At 63.5% G+C, this 21,351-nt stretch carries 23 protein-coding genes; 15 read left to right on the top strand and 8 right to left on the bottom strand.

Annotation, left to right across the window (positions count from 1 at the left end; genetic code table 11):
* Positions 1–9 precede the first annotated feature (9 nt).
* Both BPHYT_RS34260 and BPHYT_RS34255 read right to left on the bottom strand, forming a co-directional pair.
* Positions 10–555: a hypothetical protein gene (locus tag BPHYT_RS34260; RefSeq protein WP_012428712.1), complete on the bottom strand. Its 546-nt coding sequence runs from the start codon at positions 553–555 to the stop codon at positions 10–12.
* A 131-nt stretch (positions 556–686) separates the two neighbouring features.
* On the bottom strand, positions 687–1,475 hold the full coding sequence (locus BPHYT_RS34255; RefSeq protein WP_012428711.1) for an IclR family transcriptional regulator: 789 nt from the start codon (positions 1,473–1,475) through the stop codon (positions 687–689).
* A gap of 273 nt (positions 1,476–1,748) precedes the next feature.
* Here BPHYT_RS34255 and BPHYT_RS34250 point away from each other — a divergent pair, with 273 nt between their 5' ends.
* The 9 genes from BPHYT_RS34250 to BPHYT_RS34210 all read left to right on the top strand — a co-directional run bounded on the left by BPHYT_RS34250 (position 1,749) and on the right by BPHYT_RS34210 (position 10,779).
* Positions 1,749–2,798: a sugar ABC transporter substrate-binding protein gene (locus tag BPHYT_RS34250; protein ID WP_012428710.1), complete on the top strand. Its 1,050-nt coding sequence runs from the start codon at positions 1,749–1,751 to the stop codon at positions 2,796–2,798.
* An 8-nt stretch (positions 2,799–2,806) separates the two neighbouring features.
* On the top strand, positions 2,807–4,327 hold the full coding sequence (locus BPHYT_RS34245) for a sugar ABC transporter ATP-binding protein (protein WP_085966767.1): 1,521 nt from the start codon (positions 2,807–2,809) through the stop codon (positions 4,325–4,327).
* The gene (locus BPHYT_RS34240) at positions 4,317–5,372 is read left to right on the top strand and encodes an ABC transporter permease (protein ID WP_012428708.1); all 1,056 of its coding nucleotides are present in this window, start codon (positions 4,317–4,319) and stop codon (positions 5,370–5,372) included. The genes BPHYT_RS34245 and BPHYT_RS34240 overlap by 11 nt, the downstream gene beginning before the upstream one ends.
* A gap of 25 nt (positions 5,373–5,397) precedes the next feature.
* A complete protein-coding gene (locus BPHYT_RS34235; protein WP_012428707.1) occupies positions 5,398–5,730 on the top strand; it encodes a UxaA family hydrolase in 333 nt (110 codons plus the stop codon).
* Between the two features lie 42 nt (positions 5,731–5,772).
* Positions 5,773–7,092, top strand: a complete 1,320-nt coding sequence (locus BPHYT_RS34230) for a UxaA family hydrolase (protein ID WP_012428706.1) — start codon at positions 5,773–5,775, stop codon at positions 7,090–7,092.
* A gap of 105 nt (positions 7,093–7,197) precedes the next feature.
* Positions 7,198–8,238 carry an aldo/keto reductase gene (locus BPHYT_RS34225; protein WP_012428705.1) on the top strand — a complete coding sequence of 347 codons (1,041 nt, stop codon included), beginning with the start codon at positions 7,198–7,200 and terminating at the stop codon, positions 8,236–8,238.
* Positions 8,239–8,245: 7 nt separating this feature from the next.
* Positions 8,246–9,076, top strand: a complete 831-nt coding sequence (locus tag BPHYT_RS34220) for an amidohydrolase family protein (RefSeq protein WP_012428704.1) — start codon at positions 8,246–8,248, stop codon at positions 9,074–9,076.
* 44 nt (positions 9,077–9,120) lie between these two features.
* Positions 9,121–9,864: an SDR family oxidoreductase gene (locus tag BPHYT_RS34215; RefSeq protein ID WP_012428703.1), complete on the top strand. Its 744-nt coding sequence runs from the start codon at positions 9,121–9,123 to the stop codon at positions 9,862–9,864.
* A 66-nt stretch (positions 9,865–9,930) separates the two neighbouring features.
* Positions 9,931–10,779: an ureidoglycolate lyase gene (locus BPHYT_RS34210; RefSeq protein WP_012428702.1), complete on the top strand. Its 849-nt coding sequence runs from the start codon at positions 9,931–9,933 to the stop codon at positions 10,777–10,779.
* Positions 10,780–10,884: 105 nt separating this feature from the next.
* On the opposite strand, the gene BPHYT_RS34205 is transcribed toward BPHYT_RS34210, so the two are convergent.
* The 3 genes from BPHYT_RS34205 to BPHYT_RS34195 all read right to left on the bottom strand — a co-directional run bounded on the left by BPHYT_RS34205 (position 10,885) and on the right by BPHYT_RS34195 (position 13,156).
* Positions 10,885–12,240 (bottom strand): pyridoxal phosphate-dependent decarboxylase family protein, encoded by a 1,356-nt coding sequence (locus BPHYT_RS34205; protein WP_012428701.1) that lies wholly within the window; start codon positions 12,238–12,240, stop codon positions 10,885–10,887.
* Between the two features lie 58 nt (positions 12,241–12,298).
* Entirely contained in the window at positions 12,299–12,601 is a 303-nt protein-coding gene (locus tag BPHYT_RS34200; protein ID WP_012428700.1) for an ArsR/SmtB family transcription factor, read from the bottom strand.
* A gap of 120 nt (positions 12,602–12,721) precedes the next feature.
* Positions 12,722–13,156: a PaaI family thioesterase gene (locus BPHYT_RS34195; protein WP_012428699.1), complete on the bottom strand. Its 435-nt coding sequence runs from the start codon at positions 13,154–13,156 to the stop codon at positions 12,722–12,724.
* A gap of 269 nt (positions 13,157–13,425) precedes the next feature.
* Here BPHYT_RS34195 and BPHYT_RS34190 point away from each other — a divergent pair, with 269 nt between their 5' ends.
* Complete coding sequence (locus BPHYT_RS34190; RefSeq protein ID WP_012428698.1) at positions 13,426–15,048, top strand: methyl-accepting chemotaxis protein; 1,623 nt, start codon at positions 13,426–13,428, stop codon at positions 15,046–15,048.
* 112 nt (positions 15,049–15,160) lie between these two features.
* Here BPHYT_RS34190 and BPHYT_RS34185 read toward each other — a convergent pair whose 3' ends face one another.
* Positions 15,161–15,364: a cold-shock protein gene (locus BPHYT_RS34185; RefSeq protein WP_007178724.1), complete on the bottom strand. Its 204-nt coding sequence runs from the start codon at positions 15,362–15,364 to the stop codon at positions 15,161–15,163.
* 218 nt (positions 15,365–15,582) lie between these two features.
* On the opposite strand from BPHYT_RS34185, the gene BPHYT_RS37730 reads away from it, so the two are divergent.
* Entirely contained in the window at positions 15,583–15,858 is a 276-nt protein-coding gene (locus tag BPHYT_RS37730) for a hypothetical protein (protein WP_012428697.1), read from the top strand.
* A gap of 102 nt (positions 15,859–15,960) precedes the next feature.
* Here the strand turns inward: BPHYT_RS37730 and BPHYT_RS34180 are convergent, their stop codons facing one another.
* Both BPHYT_RS34180 and BPHYT_RS34175 read right to left on the bottom strand, forming a co-directional pair.
* Positions 15,961–16,284: an HNH endonuclease gene (locus tag BPHYT_RS34180; protein WP_012428696.1), complete on the bottom strand. Its 324-nt coding sequence runs from the start codon at positions 16,282–16,284 to the stop codon at positions 15,961–15,963.
* A gap of 63 nt (positions 16,285–16,347) precedes the next feature.
* Positions 16,348–17,457: an AGE family epimerase/isomerase gene (locus BPHYT_RS34175; protein WP_012428695.1), complete on the bottom strand. Its 1,110-nt coding sequence runs from the start codon at positions 17,455–17,457 to the stop codon at positions 16,348–16,350.
* 281 nt (positions 17,458–17,738) lie between these two features.
* On the opposite strand from BPHYT_RS34175, the gene BPHYT_RS34170 reads away from it, so the two are divergent.
* The 4 genes from BPHYT_RS34170 to BPHYT_RS34160 all read left to right on the top strand — a co-directional run bounded on the left by BPHYT_RS34170 (position 17,739) and on the right by BPHYT_RS34160 (position 21,286).
* Positions 17,739–18,425 (top strand): MgtC/SapB family protein, encoded by a 687-nt coding sequence (locus tag BPHYT_RS34170; protein ID WP_012428694.1) that lies wholly within the window; start codon positions 17,739–17,741, stop codon positions 18,423–18,425.
* A 131-nt stretch (positions 18,426–18,556) separates the two neighbouring features.
* A complete protein-coding gene (locus BPHYT_RS34165; RefSeq protein ID WP_012428693.1) occupies positions 18,557–19,960 on the top strand; it encodes a hypothetical protein in 1,404 nt (467 codons plus the stop codon).
* A 423-nt stretch (positions 19,961–20,383) separates the two neighbouring features.
* Complete coding sequence (locus BPHYT_RS38880) at positions 20,384–20,542, top strand: hypothetical protein (protein ID WP_012428692.1); 159 nt, start codon at positions 20,384–20,386, stop codon at positions 20,540–20,542.
* A gap of 444 nt (positions 20,543–20,986) precedes the next feature.
* Positions 20,987–21,286: a hypothetical protein gene (locus BPHYT_RS34160; RefSeq protein WP_012428691.1), complete on the top strand. Its 300-nt coding sequence runs from the start codon at positions 20,987–20,989 to the stop codon at positions 21,284–21,286.
* The last annotated feature ends 65 nt before the right edge of the window (positions 21,287–21,351 follow it).

Here is a 21,351-nt window from a genome sequence, read left to right as displayed (position 1 = left end):
TGAACGCCCTTAAGCCGCCAGCTTGGCCGCAGCCTCATCGACTTGCGACCGCGTCACCGCCAACTCCTCAAGCCACGCATCCCCGTAGACTGCTCCCGTCTCACGCTCCAACCGCGCAATCGTCGCCGCGCAACGCCCCGCATCCTTCGGCGTCGCGATGAACGACTTCACCGACTCACCCGCCTTGAACGCGTCGAACAACGGCACACGAATATCGTCCGGCAGCGGACGCGTCGTCCATTGATACGGCTTGCCGTTGAACGTGAATTGCGGCGGCAGCACGCGCTCCTTTTTCGCCGCCGGAATCAGGCCGTATGTGCGCGCAGCCTCGCCGATCTGCTCGGGCGAAAACAACTCGTCCGGGCTGATGTCGAATTGCTGAATGAACGTCTCGATGCTTTGCATCGCCGCCGCGCGATCGTCGCGGCGCTTTTGCGCGTGAGCGACGATGTCGCGCAGTTCGTCGGCTTCTTCAGGCGTGATCGTGAAGCTCGACTGCTTCTGCTGGAGTTCGGAAAAACGCTGGAATTCGGAATCGGTCAGAAGTTTCGCCATTGCTTGTCGATGAGCGCGCATGAGCGAACCCATGCGGCGTGATTTTTGAGAGGGTCGCCATTCTAAACCATGTGCGCAAGCGGCCGATTTTCGACGGACCGCCGCTCAGGTTCGACCCGCCGCATCACGCGCTAGGCGGCGTTCTCATGAAACATGGACAGTGCCTGAACCGTCTCGCGCAAGAGCGCGGTGGCGGCTTCGAGCGTCGGCGCGACGTATTCGTCGATGCGCCGTAGATACGGACACGTGAGTACCGCGATCGCCTGGCCGGACGGCCCCTGAATCGGAAACGTGAGGTCGGTCACGCCGAACGTCTGCTGACTGTCCTTCTGCGAAAAACCCGCCGCGCGAATCCGCTCGCAGGCCTGTTCGAGCGCATCACGATCGATCGTGACCTCGCCCTTCACTTTGGTGTGTTCGGCCAGCATCTGTTCACGCTGCTCGATGCTTTGAAACGCGAGCATCACGCGCCCCGAACCGGTGTCGATCAGGCCGACACGCGAACCGAGCCGCACCGACATGCCCCACGTACCCGGACCATCCACTTGTGCGATCACCAGCAGATTGCCGCGGTCGTATACCACGAGGTGACACGATTGTTCGGCAGCATCGGCAAAGCGCTGCATGAGCGGAAGCGCTTCGGAGATCAGACGGTTCATCGGCGGATGACGGTGCGCGAGCGCATACAGCTTGAGGCTGAGCGAATAGCGGTCTCCCCCCGCCGAGCGCACCACGTACTGACGCGCGACCAGCCGTTCGGGCATGCGATACATCTCGCTCGCGTTGCGTCCAAGCAGCTTGGTGATTTCGGCGCGCGTGAGTCCTTCCTTCTGCTCGGCGAGCAGTTCGAGGATGTCGAGGCCTTTGTCGAGCGCTGGGGCGCGGTAGCGGTCGGCGTCGTCTTTGTCGTCTGCGTCCATCGTGAGGGATGTTCCTTGGGCTGTTCTCATTATGTGGCGCGTGAGTGTATGTGCGGGACGAATCTCGCGGAGATGGCGCACGTCCAGGGAAAACACGGACGGTCGGTGCAGTCTGTATTCCTTGACTTCGAAAAGTCCATATATGAATAATACGTTCATTGGTAAATGAGCGCCGCCAATCCCCGACGAGACTCGAATAAGAAAAGCGCAGGACGAAGTGCCGACCTCAGAGCCGGTTCACGCAGTTCCCACAACGCATATCTGGAGACAACCATGTCGTTCGCGAAAGGGCCGCTCATGGCCCGCCGTTTGTTCCGCACTTCGCTCTCCGTCACGGCAGCCGCTGCGTGCTTCGCCGGCCTCGCCGTGTCGGGCGCCGCGCAAGCCGCCGACTCCGGCAAGATCGGCCTCGGTCTGCCGCTGCTGACGTCGCCGTTCTGGCAGTCGTACAACAACTATCTGCCCAAGTACGCGAAAGAGAGCGGCCTCGACATCCTCGCGCCAGTCAATTCGAACGGCGATCCGGTCCAGCAGATCACGGACATGAACAACCTGCTGAACCTCGGTGCGAAGGGCATCGTGGTCGGCCCGCTGGATTCGGCGGCGATCAGTCGCGCGCTCGACGCCGCCGCTGCGAAGAACGTCCCGGTGGTTGCGGTGGACGTCGCGCCGACGCAAGGCAAAGTCGCGATGGTGGTGCGCGCCGATAACCACGCGTACGGCGAGAAGGCGTGCAAATACATCGGCGAGCACGTGAAGTCGGGCAAGGTCGTGCAGATCATGGGCGACCTGGCATCGGTCAACGGGCGCGATCGCTCGGAAGCATTCCGCTCGTGCCTGAAGGGTTATCCGGGTTTGACGCTGCTGGAGATTCCGGCGAGCTGGAAGGGTGACGTCGCGGCCACCGCGCTCGACAGTCTGCTGACCGCGAATCCCGACGTGAAGGCCATTTACATGCAGGCAGGCGGCGTTTATCTGTCACCCACGCTGCAAACCTTGCGTCGCAAGCAGATGCTGTTTCCGGCCGGCGATGCGAAGCATGTCGTGATCGTCAGCAACGACGGCATTCCTCAGGAGTTCGACGCGATCCGCCGCGGCGATATCGACGCGACCGTGTCGCAGCCCGCCGATTCGTACGCGAAATACGGGCTGTTCTATATCAAGGCGGCGTTGGCTGGTCAGACCTTCAAGCCGGGCCCGACCGATCACGGCAGCAACATCATCCAGCTGGCGCCGGGCATTCTGGAAGACCAATTGCCCGCGCCGCTCGTGACGAAATCGAACGTCGACGACAAAGCCTTGTGGGGTAACACCGTTAAATGAACGGTCAAATGAGCGAACTCACGTCCTCCGTGCCCGTCGTCGAAGCGCTCGAGGTCACCAAACGCTTCGGCTCGACGGCCGCGCTGAACGACGTGAGCATTCGCGTCATGCCCGGCGAGTCGCACGCGCTCGTCGGTCGCAACGGCGCGGGTAAATCGACGCTGGTGTCGATTCTCACCGGCCTGCGCAAGCCCGACACCGGCGAGGTGCGTTTCAGCGGCGCGGCCGCGCCGTCGATCGCGGATCGCGACGCATGGCGCGAGCGAGTGGCATGCGTCTATCAACATTCGACGATCATCCGCGATCTGAGCGTGGCGGAGAATCTGTTCATCAACCGGCAGCCGTTGCGCGGCGGCGTGATCGACTGGCAAGCCATGCGGCGCGACGCGCGCGCGTTGCTCGATCACTGGAAGATCGACGTGCGCGAAGATGCCCGTGCCGGCGACCTTTCGGTGGAAGCACGGCAACTCGTTGAGATTGCGCGCGCGCTGTCGTACGGCGCGCGCTTCATCATTCTCGACGAACCGACCGCGCAGCTCGACGGCGACGAGATCAAGCGCCTGTTCCGCCGCATCAGCGAGTTGCAGCGCGAGGGCGTGACGTTCCTCTTCATCTCGCATCATCTGCAGGAAGTCTACGAAATCTGCCAGGCCGTGACGGTGTTGCGCGACGCGCGGCATATCGTCAGCGCGCCGGTGTCGGCGTTGCCGCGCGAGCAGCTGATCGAAGCGATGACCGGCGAACGCGGCGGTCTCGCCGTCGCCGATGCGGCAGCGCGTGGCGCATTGCCCGCCGATACGGCGGTCGCGCTGGAACTCAAGGAACTGACCGGCGCCGATTACGAAGGCGTGTCGTTCACCGTCAAGCGTGGCGAAGTGGTCGGCTTGACTGGCGCGACGAGCAGCGGCCGTACGAGCGTGGCCGAAGCGATTGCGGGCCTGCGCGCGGCCAAACGCGGCACGATCAGTGTGGACGGCGCAATCTTGCCGCCCGGCGATGTGCCCGCATCGCTTGCGCACGGCATCGGCTGCGTGCCGAAGGATCGGCATCACGAAGGCCTCGTGCTCACACAATCGGTCGCGGAAAACGCATCGATGACGATCGCGCGTGTGCTCGGCAAATTCGGCATCGCGGCGCCCGCGAAAAAGAACGCCTTCGGCCAGAAGATGATCGACGCGCTCGGCATCGTGGCGCAAGGTCCGGAGCATGTCGTGTCGGGTCTGTCAGGCGGCAATCAGCAGAAGGTGGTGATGGCGCGCGCGCTCGCGACCAATCCCAATGTGCTCGTGCTGATCGATCCCACCGCGGGCGTCGACGTGAAATCGAAGGAAGCGTTGCTCTCCGTCGTGGATCGCGTGCGCGAGGAGGGCAAGGCCGTGCTGGTCGTGTCCGGCGAACTCGACGATCTGCGCACCTGTGACCGCGTGCTGGTCATGTTCCGTGGCCGTGTCGCGGCCGAATTTCCCGCGGGTTGGCAGGACCACGACCTGATCGCATCCGTTGAAGGAGTCAGTCTTCATGAAGAATAGTGTGCCCAGTCCCGCTTTCGGCGCCGCGCAAGCTGGGGCTCAGTCGCAGTTGGCCTTGCCTGCCTCGCGCGGCAAACGCGCGCGCTCCGAACTTGCGCGCCTGCGCGAGCTGGCGTTGCTGCCCGCGCTCGCTTTGCTAATCGTGATCGGCGCGTTTATCAGCCCAAGCTTTCTGACCAAGGCCAATCTCATCAGCGTGCTGGGCGCGTCGGCGGCGTTGGCGCTCGTCGTCCTGGCCGAATCGCTGATCGTGCTGACCGGCAAGTTCGACCTGTCGCTCGAATCGACGGTCGGCATCGCGCCGGCTGTCGGCGCAATGCTCGTGATGCCGGCGGCGTCCGCGGGCTTCGGCATGCAATGGCCGGCGGCCGCCGGCTTGCTCGCCATCGTGGTGGTCGGCGCGGTGATCGGCTTCATCAATGGCTTTCTCGTGGTGCGCTTGCGGCTCAATGCGTTCATCGTGACGCTGGCCATGCTGATCGTGTTGCGCGGCATGCTGGTCGGCGCGACCAAGGGCGGCACGCTGTTCGACATGCCGACGTCGTTCTTCGCGCTCGCGACCACCATTGTGCTCGGCTTGCCGTTGTCCGTGTGGCTCGCGGCGGCGGCGTTCGCAATCGCGGCCTTCATGTTGCGTTATCACCGGCTGGGCCGCGCGTTGTACGCCATCGGCGGCAATCCGGAAGCGGCGCGCGCAGCGGGGATTCGCGTGGAGCGCATCACGTGGGGCGTATTCGTGCTCGGCAGCATCCTTGCCTCGGTGGGCGGATTGATCGTGACCGGCTATGTCGGCGCGATCAACGCGAACCAGGGCAACGGCATGATTTTCACGGTGTTCGCGGCGGCGGTGATTGGCGGCATTTCGCTCGACGGCGGCAAGGGCACCATGTTCGGCGCGCTCACCGGCGTGCTGCTGCTCGGCGTCGTGCAGAACCTGTTGACGCTTGCCCAGGTGCCGTCGTTCTGGATTCAGGCGATTTACGGCGCGATCATTCTGGGCTCGCTGATGGTGGCGCGCCTTGCGAGCGGCGAAGGGCAGAACTGATGCGCACGCACCTCGGAGAACTCATTTGACCAGCCGCTTATTGCCGCTACAAACGGATCCACGCCTGATTCTGCTCAGCCCCGCCGACAACTGCCTGATAGCAGCGGCGCGTCTGGACTGCGGTACGCAGGTCGAGATCGAAGGCGAGCGCGTGACGCTCACCAGAACCATCGACCTTGGTCACAAGGTGGCGCGCCATGAACTCGCGAAGGACGACAAGGTGCTGCGCTACGGCGCAGTGATCGGTCACGTGACGGAAGCGGTGGCACGCGGTGCGCATCTGCATACGCACAACCTCGAAAGCGATTACCTGCCGACCTACACGCACGACGCGGGCCACGAATTCGTCCATCACTGATGTGCGCACAACGACGCGGCCTCGCGCCGCGCTGGAACGATCATGACTGACACTTCCGTAGCATCTCTGCCTGTCGCCGCGCAGCAGCCCACGCTCGAAGGCTATCTGCGTGGCGACGGCCGCAAGGGTATCCGCAACGTGGTCGCGGTGGCGTATCTGGTCGAGTGCGCGCATCACGTCGCGCGCGAGATCGTCACGCAGTTTCGCGAACCGCTCGATGCCTTCGACGATCCTTCCGCCGAACGCGAGCCGCCCGTGCATCTGATCGGCTTTCCGGGCTGCTATCCAAACGGTTACGCGGAAAAAATGCTCGAGCGGCTCACCACGCATCCCAACGTGGGCGCGGTGCTGTTCGTGTCGCTCGGCTGCGAGAGCATGAACAAGCACTATCTGGTGGACGTGGTGCGCGCGAGCGGCCGTCCCGTCGAAGTGCTGACGATCCAGGAAAAGGGCGGCACGCGCAGCACGATTCAATATGGCGTCGACTGGATTCGCGGCGCGCGCGAGCAACTCGCCGCGCAGCAGAAAGTGCCCATGGCGCTGAGCGAACTGGTGATCGGCACGATCTGCGGCGGCTCGGACGGCACCAGCGGCATCACGGCGAATCCGGCGGTGGGCCGCGCGTTCGATCATCTGATCGACGCGGGCGCGACCTGCATCTTCGAAGAAACCGGCGAGCTGGTGGGCTGCGAATTCCACATGAAGACGCGCGCGGCGCGTCCGGCGCTCGGCGATGAAATCGTGGCTTGCGTCGCCAAGGCGGCGCGCTATTACTCGATTCTCGGCCACGGCAGTTTCGCGGTCGGCAACGCGGACGGCGGACTCACCACGCAGGAAGAGAAATCGCTGGGCGCGTATGCGAAGAGTGGGGCATCGCCGATTGTCGGCATCATCAAGCCCGGCGACATTCCGCCGACCGGCGGCCTGTATCTGCTCGACGTGGTGCCGGACGGCGAGCCGCGTTTCGGCTTTCCCAACATCAGCGACAACGCGGAGATCGGCGAGCTGATCGCCTGCGGCGCGCATGTGATTCTGTTCACGACCGGACGCGGCTCGGTGGTCGGCTCGGCGATCTCGCCGGTGATCAAGGTATGCGCGAATCCCGCGACGTATCGCAATCTCTCCGGCGACATGGATGTCGATGCGGGCCGCATTCTCGAAGGCCGCGGCACGCTGGACGAAGTGGGCCGCGAGGTGTTCGAGCAAACGGTGGCGGTATCGCGCGGTGCCGCTTCGAAGTCGGAGACGCTTGGTCATCAGGAATTCATCCTGACGTACAAGACGTTCGAACCGGTTGGACCGGCTTGCCTGCCGTCGAGCGCCGCAGCGCAGCATCGGGTGGTCGCGATCGAGCCGCACTGAGCGGCTGCGTCCTCGCCGCGCGGTTCGGGCGGCAAGCCGTCTGCACACACCGTGGGCAAAACTTGCCCATGCATGGTAAAACACGACAAATTGGAGACGCGCTCAATGACCGCAACGATCGGATCGAAGATCGGGCAACGGCGCCGCATCGGCCGCGGGCCGTTGCAGGTGACCGGTTTGGGACTCGGCACGGCGCCGCTCGGCGGCCTCTACCGCGATCTGTCCGATGAAGAAGCTCATGCCACCATCGCCGCCGCGTGGGATGCCGGCGTGCGCTACTTCGACACCGCCCCACACTACGGCAACACGAAGGCCGAGCATCGTCTGGGCGACGCCTTGCGGCGCTATCCGCGCGCCGACTATGTGTTGTCCACCAAGGTGGGCCGCCGCTTCGTGCCGCGCACCACGCCTTTCGACGACAAGGAAGGCTGGCAAAATCCGCTGCCTTTCGAAGCGATCTACGACTACACGCACGACGGCATTCTGCGGTCGTTCGAAGATAGCCAGCAGCGCCTCGGCATCGTCGATATCGACATTCTGCTGGTGCACGACATTGGCCGTGTCACGCACGGCGACAATCATCCCCATTACTGGCGGCAACTGACCGAAGGCGGCGGCTTTCGCGCGTTGGACGCGTTGCGCTCTTCTGGCGCGATCAAGGCTGTCGGACTCGGCGTCAACGAAGGCGCGGCGATACTGGATGCGATGGCCGAGTTCGATATCGATTGCGCGTTGCTCGCGGGCCGTTATACGCTCCTCGAACAGACCACGCTCGACGACCTGTTGCCGGCCTGTGAAAAACGTGGCGTCAGCATCCTGTTAGGCGGCGCGTTTAATTCGGGCATTCTGGCGCGCGGTGTCCAAGGCGATCTGAAATTCAACTACGGCGAGGCGCCGCCCGAAGTGATCGAGCGCGTCGCGCGGCTTGAAGCAGTGTGCCGTACGCACGGCGTGCCGCTCGCGGCCGCCGCCTTGCAGTTTCCATATGCGCATCCGACGGTCGCCACGGTGTTGACCGGCGCGCGCAGTGCCGATGAATTGCGCGAGAACGCCGCGTCGTTCGAGCTGCCGATCCCCGCGGCCTTGTGGTTCGCGTTGCGTGAGGAAGGTTTGCTCGACAGCCGCGCGCCCGCGCCAGAGGATTGATTCGACGATGCATATCGATGCCCACCAGCACTACTGGGATCCCGCTCGTGGCGATTACGAGTGGCTCACGCCGGAACTGAAAATCCTTTACCGGACGTTTGGCCCGGAGGATCTCAAGCCGTTGCGCGAACGCGCGGGCATCGAACGGACGGTGGTGGTGCAGGCGGCGCCGACCATCGACGAAACGCGTTATTTGCTGGACCTGGCGCGTCATGAGCCGTCGATTGCGGGCGTGGTCGGCTGGGTGCCGTTGTTGCTGCCCACCGCGCCGCAGGTGATCGAAGCGCTGGCGCACGAGCCGAAGTTCAAGGGCGTGCGGCCGATGCTGCAGGACCTGCCGGACGACACCTGGATCGCGAACCCCGACCTCACGCCGGCAATCGAAGCGCTGATCGCACATGACCTCGCCTTCGACGCGTTGATTTATGCGCGCCACGTCGAGCCGTTTGAAACTTTCGCGACGCGCTTTCCAGCGTTGCGTATCGTCGTCGATCATGGGGCGAAGCCGCCCATCCGCTATGGACGCGCGGGCTACCAAAGCTGGGCCGACGCCATCACGCGGCTCGCGCAACTGCCGCACGTGCATTGCAAACTGTCGGGCCTCGTCACCGAGGCGTCGCCGGGTTGGACCGAGGAGACGCTGCACCCGTATGTCGAGCATCTGCTGAAATCCTTCGGCCCGGCGCGTTTGATGTGGGGCAGCGACTGGCCGGTGCTCGATCTGAACGGCGACTATCTGCTCTGGCATTCGGTGGCGAACACCTTGCTCACGTCGTTGAGCGACGCCGAGCGCGATGCGGTTTTCGGCGGCAATGCCGCCGCGTTTTATCGATTGTGATTTCTGGAAGAGACAAGCAACAGCCCATTCAACTGGAGTCGTAGATGACACAAAGACTGGCCGGCAAGACGGCCCTGATCACGGCGGCAGGACAAGGCATCGGACTCGCCACCGCCGAACTCTTCGCACGCGAAGGCGCGCGCGTGATCGCCACGGATATCCGCATCGACGGACTCGCCGGCAAGCCGGTCGAGGCGCGCAAGCTCGACGTGCGCGACGACGCGGCGATCAAGGCGCTAGCGGCCGAGATCGGCGCGGTCGACGTGCTGTTCAACTGCGCGGGCTTCGTGCACGCGGGCAATATTCTCGAATGCAGCGAAGAAGATTGGGACTTCGCTTTCGACCTGAACGTGAAGGCGATGTACCGCATGATCCGCGCGTTCCTGCCCGCCATGCTGGACAAAGGCGGCGGCTCGATCATCAATATGTCGTCGGCGGCGTCGAGCGTGAAGGGCGTGCCGAACCGCTTTGCGTATAGCGCTTCCAAAGCCGCGGTGATCGGGCTGACCAAGTCCGTTGCTGCGGACTTCATCACGCGTGGTGTACGCTGTAATGCGATCTGCCCGGGCACGGTGGCTTCGCCGTCGCTCGAACAGCGGATCGTCGCGCAGGCTCAGGCGCAAGGCGCGACGCTGGACGCCGTGCAGGCCGCCTTTGTCGCGCGTCAGCCGATGGGCCGCATCGGCAAGCCGGAAGAGATCGCCGCGTTGGCGCTGTATCTCGGGTCCGACGAGTCATCGTTTACCACGGGCCATGCGCATGTGATCGACGGCGGCTGGTCGAACTGACGTACGCCGACGTATGCCGACCCAAGCTGAACCACGAACTGAACACCACTGAAAGGAAGTGCCAGGATGAAACTGCTTCGTTATGGGCCGAAGGGCCAGGAAAAGCCGGGCTTGCTCGACGCGCAAGGCAAGATTCGTGATCTGTCGAAAGTGGTCGCCGATATCGACGGCGCCGCGCTGACCGACGAAGGCCTCGCCAAACTGCGCGCGCTCGATCCGGCTTCGCTGCCGCTGGTCGAAGGCAATCCGCGCATGGGTCCGTGCGTCGGCAAGATCGGCAAGTTCATCTGCATCGGCTTGAACTACGCGGATCACGCGGCTGAATCGAATCTGCCGGTGCCCGCCGAGCCGGTCATCTTCAACAAGTGGACGAGCGCGATCAGCGGCCCGAACGACGACGTTGAAATTCCGCGCGGCTCGAAGAAAACCGATTGGGAAGTCGAGCTGGGCGTGGTGATCGGCAAGCCCGCGAAATATATCGACGAAGCCAACGCGCTCGATTACGTCGCCGGCTACTGCGTGATCAACGACGTGTCGGAACGCGAATGGCAGATCGAAAAGGGCGGCACGTGGGACAAGGGCAAGGGCTTCGACACGTTCGGCCCGATCGGCCCGTGGGTCGTCACGCGCGACGAAGTCGCCGATCCGCAGAACCTGAGCCTGTGGCTCGAAGTGGACGGTCATCGCTATCAGAATGGCAGCACGAAGACGATGGTGTTCGGCGTCGCGAAACTGGTTTCGTATGTGTCGCAGTGCATGAGCCTGCAACCGGGCGACGTGATTTCGACTGGCACGCCGCCGGGCGTCGGCATGGGCGTGAAGCCGAATCCGGTGTTCCTGAAGCCGGGTCAGACGATTCGCCTGGGTATTGAAGGGCTGGGCGAGCAAACGCAGAAGACGTACGCTGCGGAGTGATTCGCGCCTGCGGGCTTCGCGGGGTATGAAGAGCAGCGGTTCCTGCAGCAACAGGCAGGAGCCGCTTTTTTGTATGCGCGGTGGCCGATTACACGCGGCGATGCATCAGCGCTCGCCGTGTTCGGCGAGCAGTCTTGCGAGCAACGCCACTAACTGATCGACGTGAGCGTCTTCAGTGCGCCACGACGACACGCTGATGCGAAACGCCGGCCGCCCTTGCCAGACAGTCTGACCGAACCACGTTTCGCCGGACGCCTGCGCCGCTTCGCGAATCGCAACCGTCTGCGCGTCGGTCTTCGCGCGTACCAGCACCTGGTTCAGCACCACGCGGTTCACCACTTCGAAGCCCGCAGCACGCAGACCCTCGGCGATCCGCGCAGCCTGCGCGCAATGCCGGTCCACCATCTCCTGCACGCCGCTGCGTCCGAGCGAACGCAGCGCTGCCCAGATCGGAATGCCACGCGCACGGCGCGAGAACTCCAGGTTCACGTTCTTCTGCGCGTCGTGCGCGCCGGTCAGGTAGACCGCGTCGCTGTTCATCGCCGATGAAAGCGCCTGCGCGTCGCGGCAGATCGCCATGGCGCCGTCGTAGGGCGTGTTGAGCCACTTGTGGCCGTCGGTGGTCCAACTGTCGGCGCCATCGATGCCATCGGTCAGCGCCCGCTTTGACGATGCCCGCGCCCACAGGCCGAACGCGCCATCCACATGAACCCACGCGCCGGCCGCTTTGGCGCGCGGAATCAATTCCGCGAACGGATCGAACTCACCGGTGTTCACTTCGCCGGCTTGAACGCAGAAGATCGTCATGTCGTCGAGCGGCGGTAGCTGCGCGGGGTCGATGCGGCCATGCTCATCGACCGGCGCGCTAATCACGTGCTTCATGCCGAAGCCGAGCACGCGCAGCGCCTTCTTCACCGTGATGTGGGCCATCTCGGAGATCACGACGCGCACAGGCGGCGCGCCGTTCAAGCCGTCATTGTCGAAATCCCAACCCTTGCGCGCGAGCAGCGCACGCCGTGCAGCCGCGACGCAAACGAGCGTGCACGCCGTCGCGCTGGTGCCGAAGCCGATCGCGGATTCGCGCGGCAGATCCAGCGCGTCGAGCACCCAGCGCGCCGCGATTTTCTCCAGCGTGGCCGCAACCGGCGAGTTATCGAAGGTCGATGCGCATTGGTCCCACGCGCCCATCAGACGCTCGGCCGCCGCAGCCGCCGGCAGCACTGCGCCGATCACAAAGCCGTAATAGCGCGGATCGTTCGACGCGACCGTGCCGGGCGAACCATTTTCGTCGAGCAGACGCAGCACGTCAGCGGGCGCGTGGCCGTGTTGCGGGAACGCTTCGTCGAAGGCGGCGAGTTGCGCGAGCGCAGCCGCGTCCGGAAACACCCGGCGCTTGCCGATGTCGGCAAGGTAAGCGTGCGCGCGCCGGTCGGCGTCGGCAATCAGGGCAAGTTCGTTCATGTGGTTCCTTCAAGTATCGATAACGTGATGGCGTGGCAGCCCGAAGAAGGCCACGCGCCTAAAGATTGGCGAGGTCGCGGCCGAGCTTCTGCAATTCGGCGTCGATGCGCTTGTAGTAGGTGAACTTGCCGATCCGCTGCGCACGCACGAGTCCCGCATCGGCGAGGATGCGCATGTGACGCGTGGTGGTGGCGGGCGCAATGCCGAGCTTGTCGGTGATAAATGTGCAGCACACGCCGACCGTTTCGATATCGGCGTGGTCCTGATACGGGAAATGCCGCATCGGCTCTTTCAGCCAGCGCATGACCGCGAGGCGGCTTGCGTTGGCGAGCGCGTTGATGCGGGTGAGTTCGTCTGTCATGAAGCGGTACGCCGAACGGAGCCTTGTTTCGATAACATTTCGTATATTAGCTAAATGACAAAACGTGGACAAGCGAGTTCATGCCGGCGCGATGTGCTTGAGCCGACCGGCGCGATGACGTCAGCCCGCGTGTTCGTGCTCGCCGTTCTCGCTGATGCGGTTGACCGTGCCTTGTGCGACGGCAATCAGCTTTTCGCGGTTGCCTTCCATCACATACACGTTGCATTGGCAGGTCGCCTGATGCTGACCCGCGTAGACGACCTTCGCGCGAGCGATCAGCGTGCCGTTGATGGCGGGCCGCAGGTAATTGATCTTGTATTCCCCGGTCACGACCTTCGGCCCGAGCAGCAGCGCGCCCGCGAAGGTCAGCGCATTGTCGGCGAGATAGCTGATGACGCCGCCATGCACGAAGCCATGCTGCTGCCGCAACTCGTCGCGGATCGGCAGGCTCAGCGTGAGTTCGCTGGTGCTTGTCTGCATCAACTCTGCGCCTAACAGCATGCTGAACGGCTGGGCATGCAGTGCGCCGCGCGCCCGGTCGAGGAGGTCGGTCATTGTGATTCCTTCGGGCGTGGCCCGCGGTGGCAATCTGCACTGGCCTGCGTCGTGCAGTCCCTACCCACTCTAGGAAGCGCGCACGCACTGCGTCAAGGTGAATCGGCGATTCGTGCGGTGCATTGTTGCGCGGATTGATTGCAGTGGTGACGTTGACCGATGAAAAGGGGGCGTAAGGCGATCTTTGGTGGAATTGGCCTCAAGCGCGACGCGCTTATGCCGTTAACCCTGACGTAGCTCCCGTCATTCTCTGTCTTCAGGTATTCACGATGTTCAGCAAGATCAAGGTCGCATCCGGCCTGTTGTGTGTTCTAGCCGCGTTTTGCGTTTTCCAGCTTGTCACGGTGGGTTTGGGGTTCTGGTCGCTCACGCGCACGCATGACGACGTGGGCGATCTGTCGAACATCGCCCTGAAGCAGGTGGACGCGGTCAACGAAACGACCCAGCATTTGATGGACGCGCGCATCAACCTCTCGCGCGCCGGAACGCGCATGGTGCGCGGCGGCTCGGAGCCGACCGATATCGTGCAGCACGCTCGCGAACAGTTGACGGCCGCCGACCAGTCGTTCGCGGCCTTCATGAGCGCGCCGAAGACCGGCGACGATAACGGCACCCGCGCCGCCGCGCTCGCCGAGCGCTACAAGAAGCTGCACGACGCGCTCGCGGAGCTGGTGCAGTTCCTCGATTCGAACAACATCCAGGCCTTCCTGGATCAGCCAACGCAGTCGTTCCAGGACGCGTACCTCGGCGAGTCGCATAACTTCGTGCAGTTCGGCAACGCTGCGAGCCGTGCGTCGCTCGACTCGATCGATACGCGCATGGCGACTTTCCGTGCGGTCAGCATCGTGATCCTGGTGGCGCTGGTGGCCGGCACGTTCGCCGTGTACGCGGGGCTGCGCCGTGGCGTGGTGGCGCCGCTGGAAGAAGCGGGCCGTCACTTCGACCGGATCGCGCAAGGTCGTCTCGACCAACCTATCGCCGCGCGCGGCACCAATGAAATCGGCCGATTGTTCTCGGGCCTCGCGAAAATGCAGGCAAGCGTGGCGCGCACCGTGCAGACCGTGCGCGAATCCGCCGACTCGATCCACCTCGGCGCCGATGAAATCGCGACCGGCAATGCCGATCTGTCGGCGCGCACCGAAAACCAGGCGGCGTCGCTTGAAGAAACCGCGTCGAGCATGGAGGAGCTGACGGCTACCGTGCGCCAGAACGCCGAGCACGCCCGCGAAGCCAACGCGCTCGCCGAGACCGCGCTCGAGGCGACCTCGCGCGGCAGCGAAGTGGTCAACGAGGTGGTCGACAAGATGCGCGGCATTGCGCAGAGCTCGGACAAGATTGCCGAGATCATTTCGGTGATCGACGGCATTGCCTTCCAGACCAACATCCTCGCGCTGAATGCGGCCGTCGAAGCGGCGCGCGCGGGCGAGCAAGGGCGCGGCTTCGCCGTGGTGGCGGGCGAAGTGCGTGGCCTCGCGCAGCGCAGCGCGCAATCGGCGAAGGAAATCAAAACGCTGATCAGCGAATCGGTCGCTGAGATTCAGGGCGGTTCCGCACTGGTCGAGCACGCCGGCTCGGCGATGAGCAACGTGTCCGCCTCGATTTCGCGCGTCACGCAGATGATGGCGGAGATCAGCGCGTCGTCGCTCGAGCAGAGCACGGGCATCGAGCAGGTCAATCAGGCGGTGGTGCAGATGGATGAGATGACGCAGCAGAACGCGGCGCTCGTTGAAGAAGCTGCAGCGGCGGCGGCTTCGCTGCATCAGCAGACGCAGCAATTGAAGCAGGCTGTTTCTGTCTTCGAAATTTCTGAATCTGTGTTGCGGATGCAACAAATCGACGAAGCGCGAGGGCAATCGGCCGATTTTTCGTTGTCCGGTATGCGCGCAATCTAGCTCGCGAAAGCGCTCAAAAATAAAACGTCAGACAAAGAAAATGGCCCGCCGAAGCGGGCCATTTTGCATTAGACGCAAGCGCCTAAGGGTGCCTCAACGTACCTGACGGTACTTAGGCCGGCTGGATGTTCGCAGCTTGCTTGCCCTTCGGGCCTTGCTTAACTTCAAACGTCACCTTTTGGTTTTCCTGCAGGGACTTGAAGCCGCTGCCTTGAACTTCCGAAAAGTGCGCGAACAGGTCTTCGCCGCCGTCGTCCGGCGTGATGAAGCCAAAGCCCTTTGCATCGTTAAACCACTTCACAGTACCTGTTGCCATTTTTAATCCAGTAAATGTTGTGTGTTGCATTCGCGACCGCTATTTCTCAACACGAGATCGAGCGCGAAGTAGGAGTTGTATCACGTCTTAATGACGGACGCCAACCAACCAGTATTCGGGTATTCCCCCGCTCCGGTCTTTTTGAGGCCCGGAACGCAATTGGAAGGCTGTTCCCGCAGGTAGGGTAAACTGCTCGTATTACTCTTCCAGGAAAGACATTGACACATTATTTGCAAGAAGAACTTACCTCGTTCTGGAGTCGTTTGACCCCCTATCTGGCGATATTGGAGTCTAAATCACCTCAAGAAGGCGCCCCGGACCCGGTTGGCCGTATTACCGTCGATACCGAAGACCGCCAGGCTTTCGCCCTCCATGTCACCGATCAGAAGCCGCACGGCGACACATCGGACACCCCCACCGGGCACAGCGCAACTTATATGCGTTTTAAATCTGCCGACAGCGGTTGGAGCCCTTGGCAACGCGAAGAGTATTGATCGACCGGGCGGTCGGCTTTTGTGTCTGCCTCCCGTCGTGAGATCGCGGCCGGCGTTCGGCCGGCTTCGCGATCGGGTCCCGTCGCTGGCCGTTTTTCGGCCTCAGCCTTTGCGCCCACTGCGGCGTGTGCGCTCGTAAAAGTCGTTCGGCTTGGTACGAACCCACCAAACGAAAGTGCGGACCGCCTCGTCGCTGAGGAGCGCCTCCACCGTTGAATAGCGCTGCGCCAGCTCGGTTTCCGTGAACAGCGCGTGAAGCTGGCGGTGGCAAATGCGGTGCAAGGCGGCGACTTCCTTGCCGCCTTTCGTTTTCGGCACCCAATGATGCAAATCGCGTTGGCTCGCCGGGATCGGCCGGCCGCAGAGCGGGCAGATTTCGTCCGCAGGCGGAGGTCGATACCAAGGTTCGGCGAGTTTTTTGGTCATGGCCGCACGAATGGCTAGCGGAGTCTCGGGCGCCTGGCCGTTGTTTGGCGTAACCGGCGGCGTTCAGGCCGGCAACGCCTCGTAGGCGGTGGCGAGGTGATACGGCGTGGTCGACGGCATGTCGGCACGCGCCACTTCGCCCGCCGGCGTTTTGCATTCGAACCAGCCCTGCGGTCGCAGAAATCGTTGCTGGAACCGTTCGATTTGCCGGGGCAGCGTGTCCCGCGCCGACAGTTCGTCATGGCTTGCCAGCGCGCGTAGATATTCGGTTTGGGCCCAGATCCGCTGAGTCTCGTCCTTGATCCGGCCGGTTTCGTCGAGCGAGGCGTACACGCCGCCGGTTTCCCGGTCCACGCCATGTTGCTGCGCGAAGCTGAACGCACGCGGCATGGCCTCGGCGAGACCCGAGTCTTCGAACACGGCGCCCGCCTGTTTCACCAGCCAGAACCATTCGAACTGATGCCCGGGTTCCAACCGGTTGTCGTCCGCGCCAATCGGCAATTCGGCGATGCAGCCCGTGGGCGCATGCACGAAGCGCCGCGTAACCGCGCCGGCGAGACGCCGTAGCGCGGCGTCGAAAGCGTTGTCATGCGTGGCTTCGCGAGCGGCCAGCCAGGCTTCGGTCAAGTGCATCAAAGGGTTCTGGATCGGCGTGCCGGTCACGGCGGCGAAGTCCGCGGTCAGCGCGGCGTTGAACAGATCGTCCTCGGCGGCGAAGTTCGACTGGATCAGCGCGGACGTGCGATGCACGATTTCCAGCGCGTCGCGATTGCCAGAGCGCCGGGCGTACTCCGCGCACGCAAACACCACGAACGCATGCGTGTACAGGTCCTTGGTGGTGTCAAGCGGTGCGCCTTGCGCATCCACGCTGTAGAACCATCCACCGTGGCGCGTGTCCTGAAAGGTGTGCGTCAACGAATCGAACAACGCCTGCGCATGGGCTGCGTCGCCTGCTTGCGAGAACACGAACAATTGTCGCGCGCAGGCCATGGCCCGGTAACGCTCGGCGGGCAGCGGCTCGTGACCTTCTGCGCTGACCGCTTCGTAGGGCAGCTTCAGTGCGGTGTTGAAACCCGGACCGCGCCAGATCGGCAGCACCACGCCTGTGAAGTGTTCGCGCAGACGGGCAGCGAGTGCGATGGTGGAAGCAGCGGGTGGGTTCATGCTCTGCATAGTCAAATGGAACGGACAGGGTATTTCGAAGCGAAGCGACGGCGGACGTGTTTTGTTGTGTCCGTGGCCTGAGTTTCAGCGCGGCGCAGTTGTCGGCGAACGTGTCGACGAGCGTGGATGCTACCTGTTTTGCAAACCGCCAACCGCAAAATCAGGATAGCGACGAGCCGTGCGAACCGTGTCGCGATGTGCGGCCTAGCATAAAGCAAACGGGTCACACTGGCACTGCGTCACCGGTGCGGAAACCGCTTCGAATAAATTTCCGATAAGGAGGAAGAACAATGCTGGGGAATCTCGAACTCATCGCCCGTTTGATGGTGGCCGCCGCGCTCGGCAGCGTCATCGGCTTCGAGCGGGAGCGGCTTTCGTGGGCCGCGGGTCTGCGCACGCATATGCTGGTGTGCGTTGGTTCGGCGCTGATCATGATTGTCTCGGCGTATGGTTTTGCCGAAGTCCTGAAAGGCGACCACGTCGTGCTCGATCCTTCGCGGATGGCCGCGCAAGTGGTGTCGGGCATCGGCTTTCTCGGCGCGGGCTCGATCCTGCTGCGTGGCGAGATCGTGCGCGGACTGACGACGGCGGCGAGCCTCTGGTCGGTGGCCGCCATCGGTCTCGCGGTCGGCGGCGGGCTGTACACGGCGGCGATTGCGGCGACCATCATCATTCTGATCATCCTGGCCGGCATCAAGCCGCTCGAGCGCCGCTTCATCACGGTCAAACAACGGCGCCAACTGACGATGATCGTCGAGCGCGGCGCCATGACGTTCCACTCGCTGCACGACGAACTCGGCGCCGCGAGCCCGCGCGTCAAGCAGTTCGTGATGCAGCAAAGCGAAGACGCGCCCGAGTGCGACGAAGTGGTGATCACCTTGCATCGCGTGTCGAATACCGAATATGAGGCGATCTGCGGGCGCTTGCGGCAACTGCATGGCGTCAAGCAGTTCCGGCAGGACGACGCGACTTCCTGAAAACGAAAATCCTCGCCGAATGGCTTCGGCGGGCGCGGGCGGCCATGCGACAATGCGGTCTCGAAAAATTCCAACGGCATTGACGAGCGGTGCTCGGCGCCCGCTTTCCGGCGACGACCGCTCTTTTCTCTATGGCAGATTCCGTAGCATCCACGCAGTCCCGGCCTCAGCGCGCCGCTTCGAAGAAGCGCCGCCAGGCCACCGTCCCGACCGAAACCGAAAACAAGCTGGCGCGCGCCGCGCGCTCCGCACAACGCCTCGCGCAACTGAGCGACGCCTCCCGCGACGACAGCACGCTCGACCTGTTCCCCGACGATCCCACCCGCGCCACGCTGGAAGCGATGAATATCGACATCCGGCAAGGTACGCTGCATGGTTTCGAATTGCCTGATGTGGTGTTGGCCGCGGTCGGCGCGATCGACGGCGGTGATGGTTTGGCGGTGGACGCGCGGGCAACGCGCCGTGCGCCGCGCGTGGCTAAGGCCGATGACCAATCGGTGCCGGTTAATGCGTTATTGAGCGGGCTCGAAATCGAGCCGCTGGTGGTGGCTTCGCCGGCTGGCGAGCCGGCTGCGGGCGATGCGAAACCGGCAGCGGACACGGTCGCGTCTGCCGAAGAGAAATCGGCGGCACCGGCGCGCGATGCATCGGCGACGCTTACCCCGGTGCCGCTTACCCCTGCGATGGCGGCAGCGACCGTGGCGCGCAGCGTGACCGCGCTGCGCCAGGCGGCTGAGCCGGATTCGACGGGCGGTGGGGCGGCTGTGTCGAATGCCGTCGGTGGCAAGGCGCCGCAACGCTTCGCGGCGACTTTTGTTAAGGCGGCTTCGGCTTCTGCTTCGCAGGATCCGGCCGGGGTCGCGACCAACGTGACGGGCGCAACGGACGAACCGGCGGCGGCACAACCGGACGCTGCTACTGAAGGGCCGAAGCTGGGCGCGGTGCCGAACCAGCATGGGGCGCCGACGGAAGCTGCAATCGCCGCGCGGGACAGCGCGGCGTCGGAGACGTCGATGAATTCCTCGGCGTCTGCGCAAGCTAACGCCGCGTCCGCCACACCTTGGCGGGAAGCCCGGCGTGCCGAAGCGGCCGCAGCTGCGCCGGAACTCGATCGCCTGCGGGCAACCGCGTTCGCCGATACCGTCGACGCGCTGTATGGCGTGATCGCCGATCAACGCCACGCCGCGACCGATCACTCACGGCGCATGAAGTGGATGCTCTCGATCGTGGTGGGCGCGTTGCTGGTGACGGTCGCGATCGGCATCACGCAAACGTTGCTGCTGATGCGCCTCACGCGTGAGACCACCGCCCAGCAGCATCGCATCGAGCAGATGATGCAGAACCAGCAGGCAGCCATGGCCAGCTTGCTCGACACGCACATGGCGATGGCGACTGCAGCCGCCGCCAATGCCGCCTCCGACGCGGCCGCGGCAACGCCCGCCGCGCCCCAGCAAGCCGCCGCGACGGCGACGCATGCGAGGCGCGCAGCGCGAGCGCAGCATGTACATAAGCAGAAGGCGGTTGCCCCGCACTGACAGTCAGTGAGCGCCGCGCCGGCGACAAGCCGGTTGCGGTGATTCAGCTTTCTACTGCTTTCGGTGTCCGCCCCGCGCAGCCGGCAGCCCCGCCCAGCGCTCAGCTACCAGCGTCTGTCAACGCGACCCTGAACGTGCCAGACGGTGCGGCGCCATCATCCACCTGCACCAACCAGCGGCGAGAGCCAAAAGTTCGTCCGCAACAGAGATCCGGTGACGACCCCGCTCCAGAGGCACACCCCTCGTGACCCTGAAATCAAAAACAGGGACGTTGTCATGATGCAACGCAACATATGAAAAATACCCGCGACAAAGCACCACGCCGAAAAATTGCTGCATTGCACTAGCTTTTGCCTAGGGAAAACCCTATAATCCTTCTTAAGGGAAAACCCTAGCAAATGCAGTAACTAACCGGGAGTCGCCATGAGCTTCATTTTTGCATTGTTCCAAAAGGTCAGCGACCTCTTTGCGTCGCCCCATCTGCCGCTGGATTCGGACTACTCGTACGAAGCGCGTAGCCGCGAAGCAGAACGCGTGCGTAGAGCACAAGCTACGTTGTTCGGCGTCAAGCTGAGCGACTAAGAGCAAAGCCGTACCGGCCCAAGCGCGGAGCAACCGCGTACGGGCGCGCACTTTGGGTGCGCATAGCATCACCGTTGAAGCCACAGTTCGCGAAACGCGTACCGTGGCTTTTTGTTTTTCTGGCTCGTTTCCACCGCTCGGGCCTTGGCTCTGAATATTTCCCGGCCGAAATGGATGTAACCGAGGCTGAAAGATGGCCGCCGAGCCCAAGAGGTCCAATTACGGCGCATGGCTTTGCAGACAGGGCGGGACGGGCAAAATGCACTCCGACCATCCGTCCCTTTCTATGAAATGTGCGCTTACAAGTGCTCACGTCTTCATGCGGTTTGCGCCGCTAAAGTTGGTCTCAAGCGTACGGCGTCCGGTTCGAGCCTGAAGGTGCAGGTCCAGGCCGATCTCGAGCACGGACGCCGGCTTGATACAAAACTCTGATGGGAGGTCACTATGAAAACCTTGAACAAGACATCGCGTTCGATCATGGCAACCTTGCTGGCAGGCGGCGCATTGCTCGCGGCCGGCAGCGCATTCGCTCAAGAACGCGTGGTTGTCGAAAACGGCCCGGGACCGGCGGTCTACGGTCAGCCGCACATGATGCCGGTGGGCGTCTCGATCAATATCGGCTGGCACGGCGATCGTTACTATGACGGCCATCGCTATTGGGCGCACGACGAGTGGATGCGCCATCATCCGCACGACTACGATCCGCATCACCGCGACGAGCATCGCCCGCCCCCGCGCTACTAATTGGCGCGTGACGGCGCCGCACGACGCGGCGTCGGCCTGAAGTCCACAAAGCCGGTCTTTCCTCG

This window comes from Paraburkholderia phytofirmans PsJN, from assembly GCF_000020125.1.
In the GTDB taxonomy this organism is placed as follows: domain Bacteria; phylum Pseudomonadota; class Gammaproteobacteria; order Burkholderiales; family Burkholderiaceae; genus Paraburkholderia; species Paraburkholderia phytofirmans.
The sequence above is the reverse complement of the archived record's forward strand: the minus strand, read 5'-3'. Positions and strand labels throughout refer to the sequence as shown.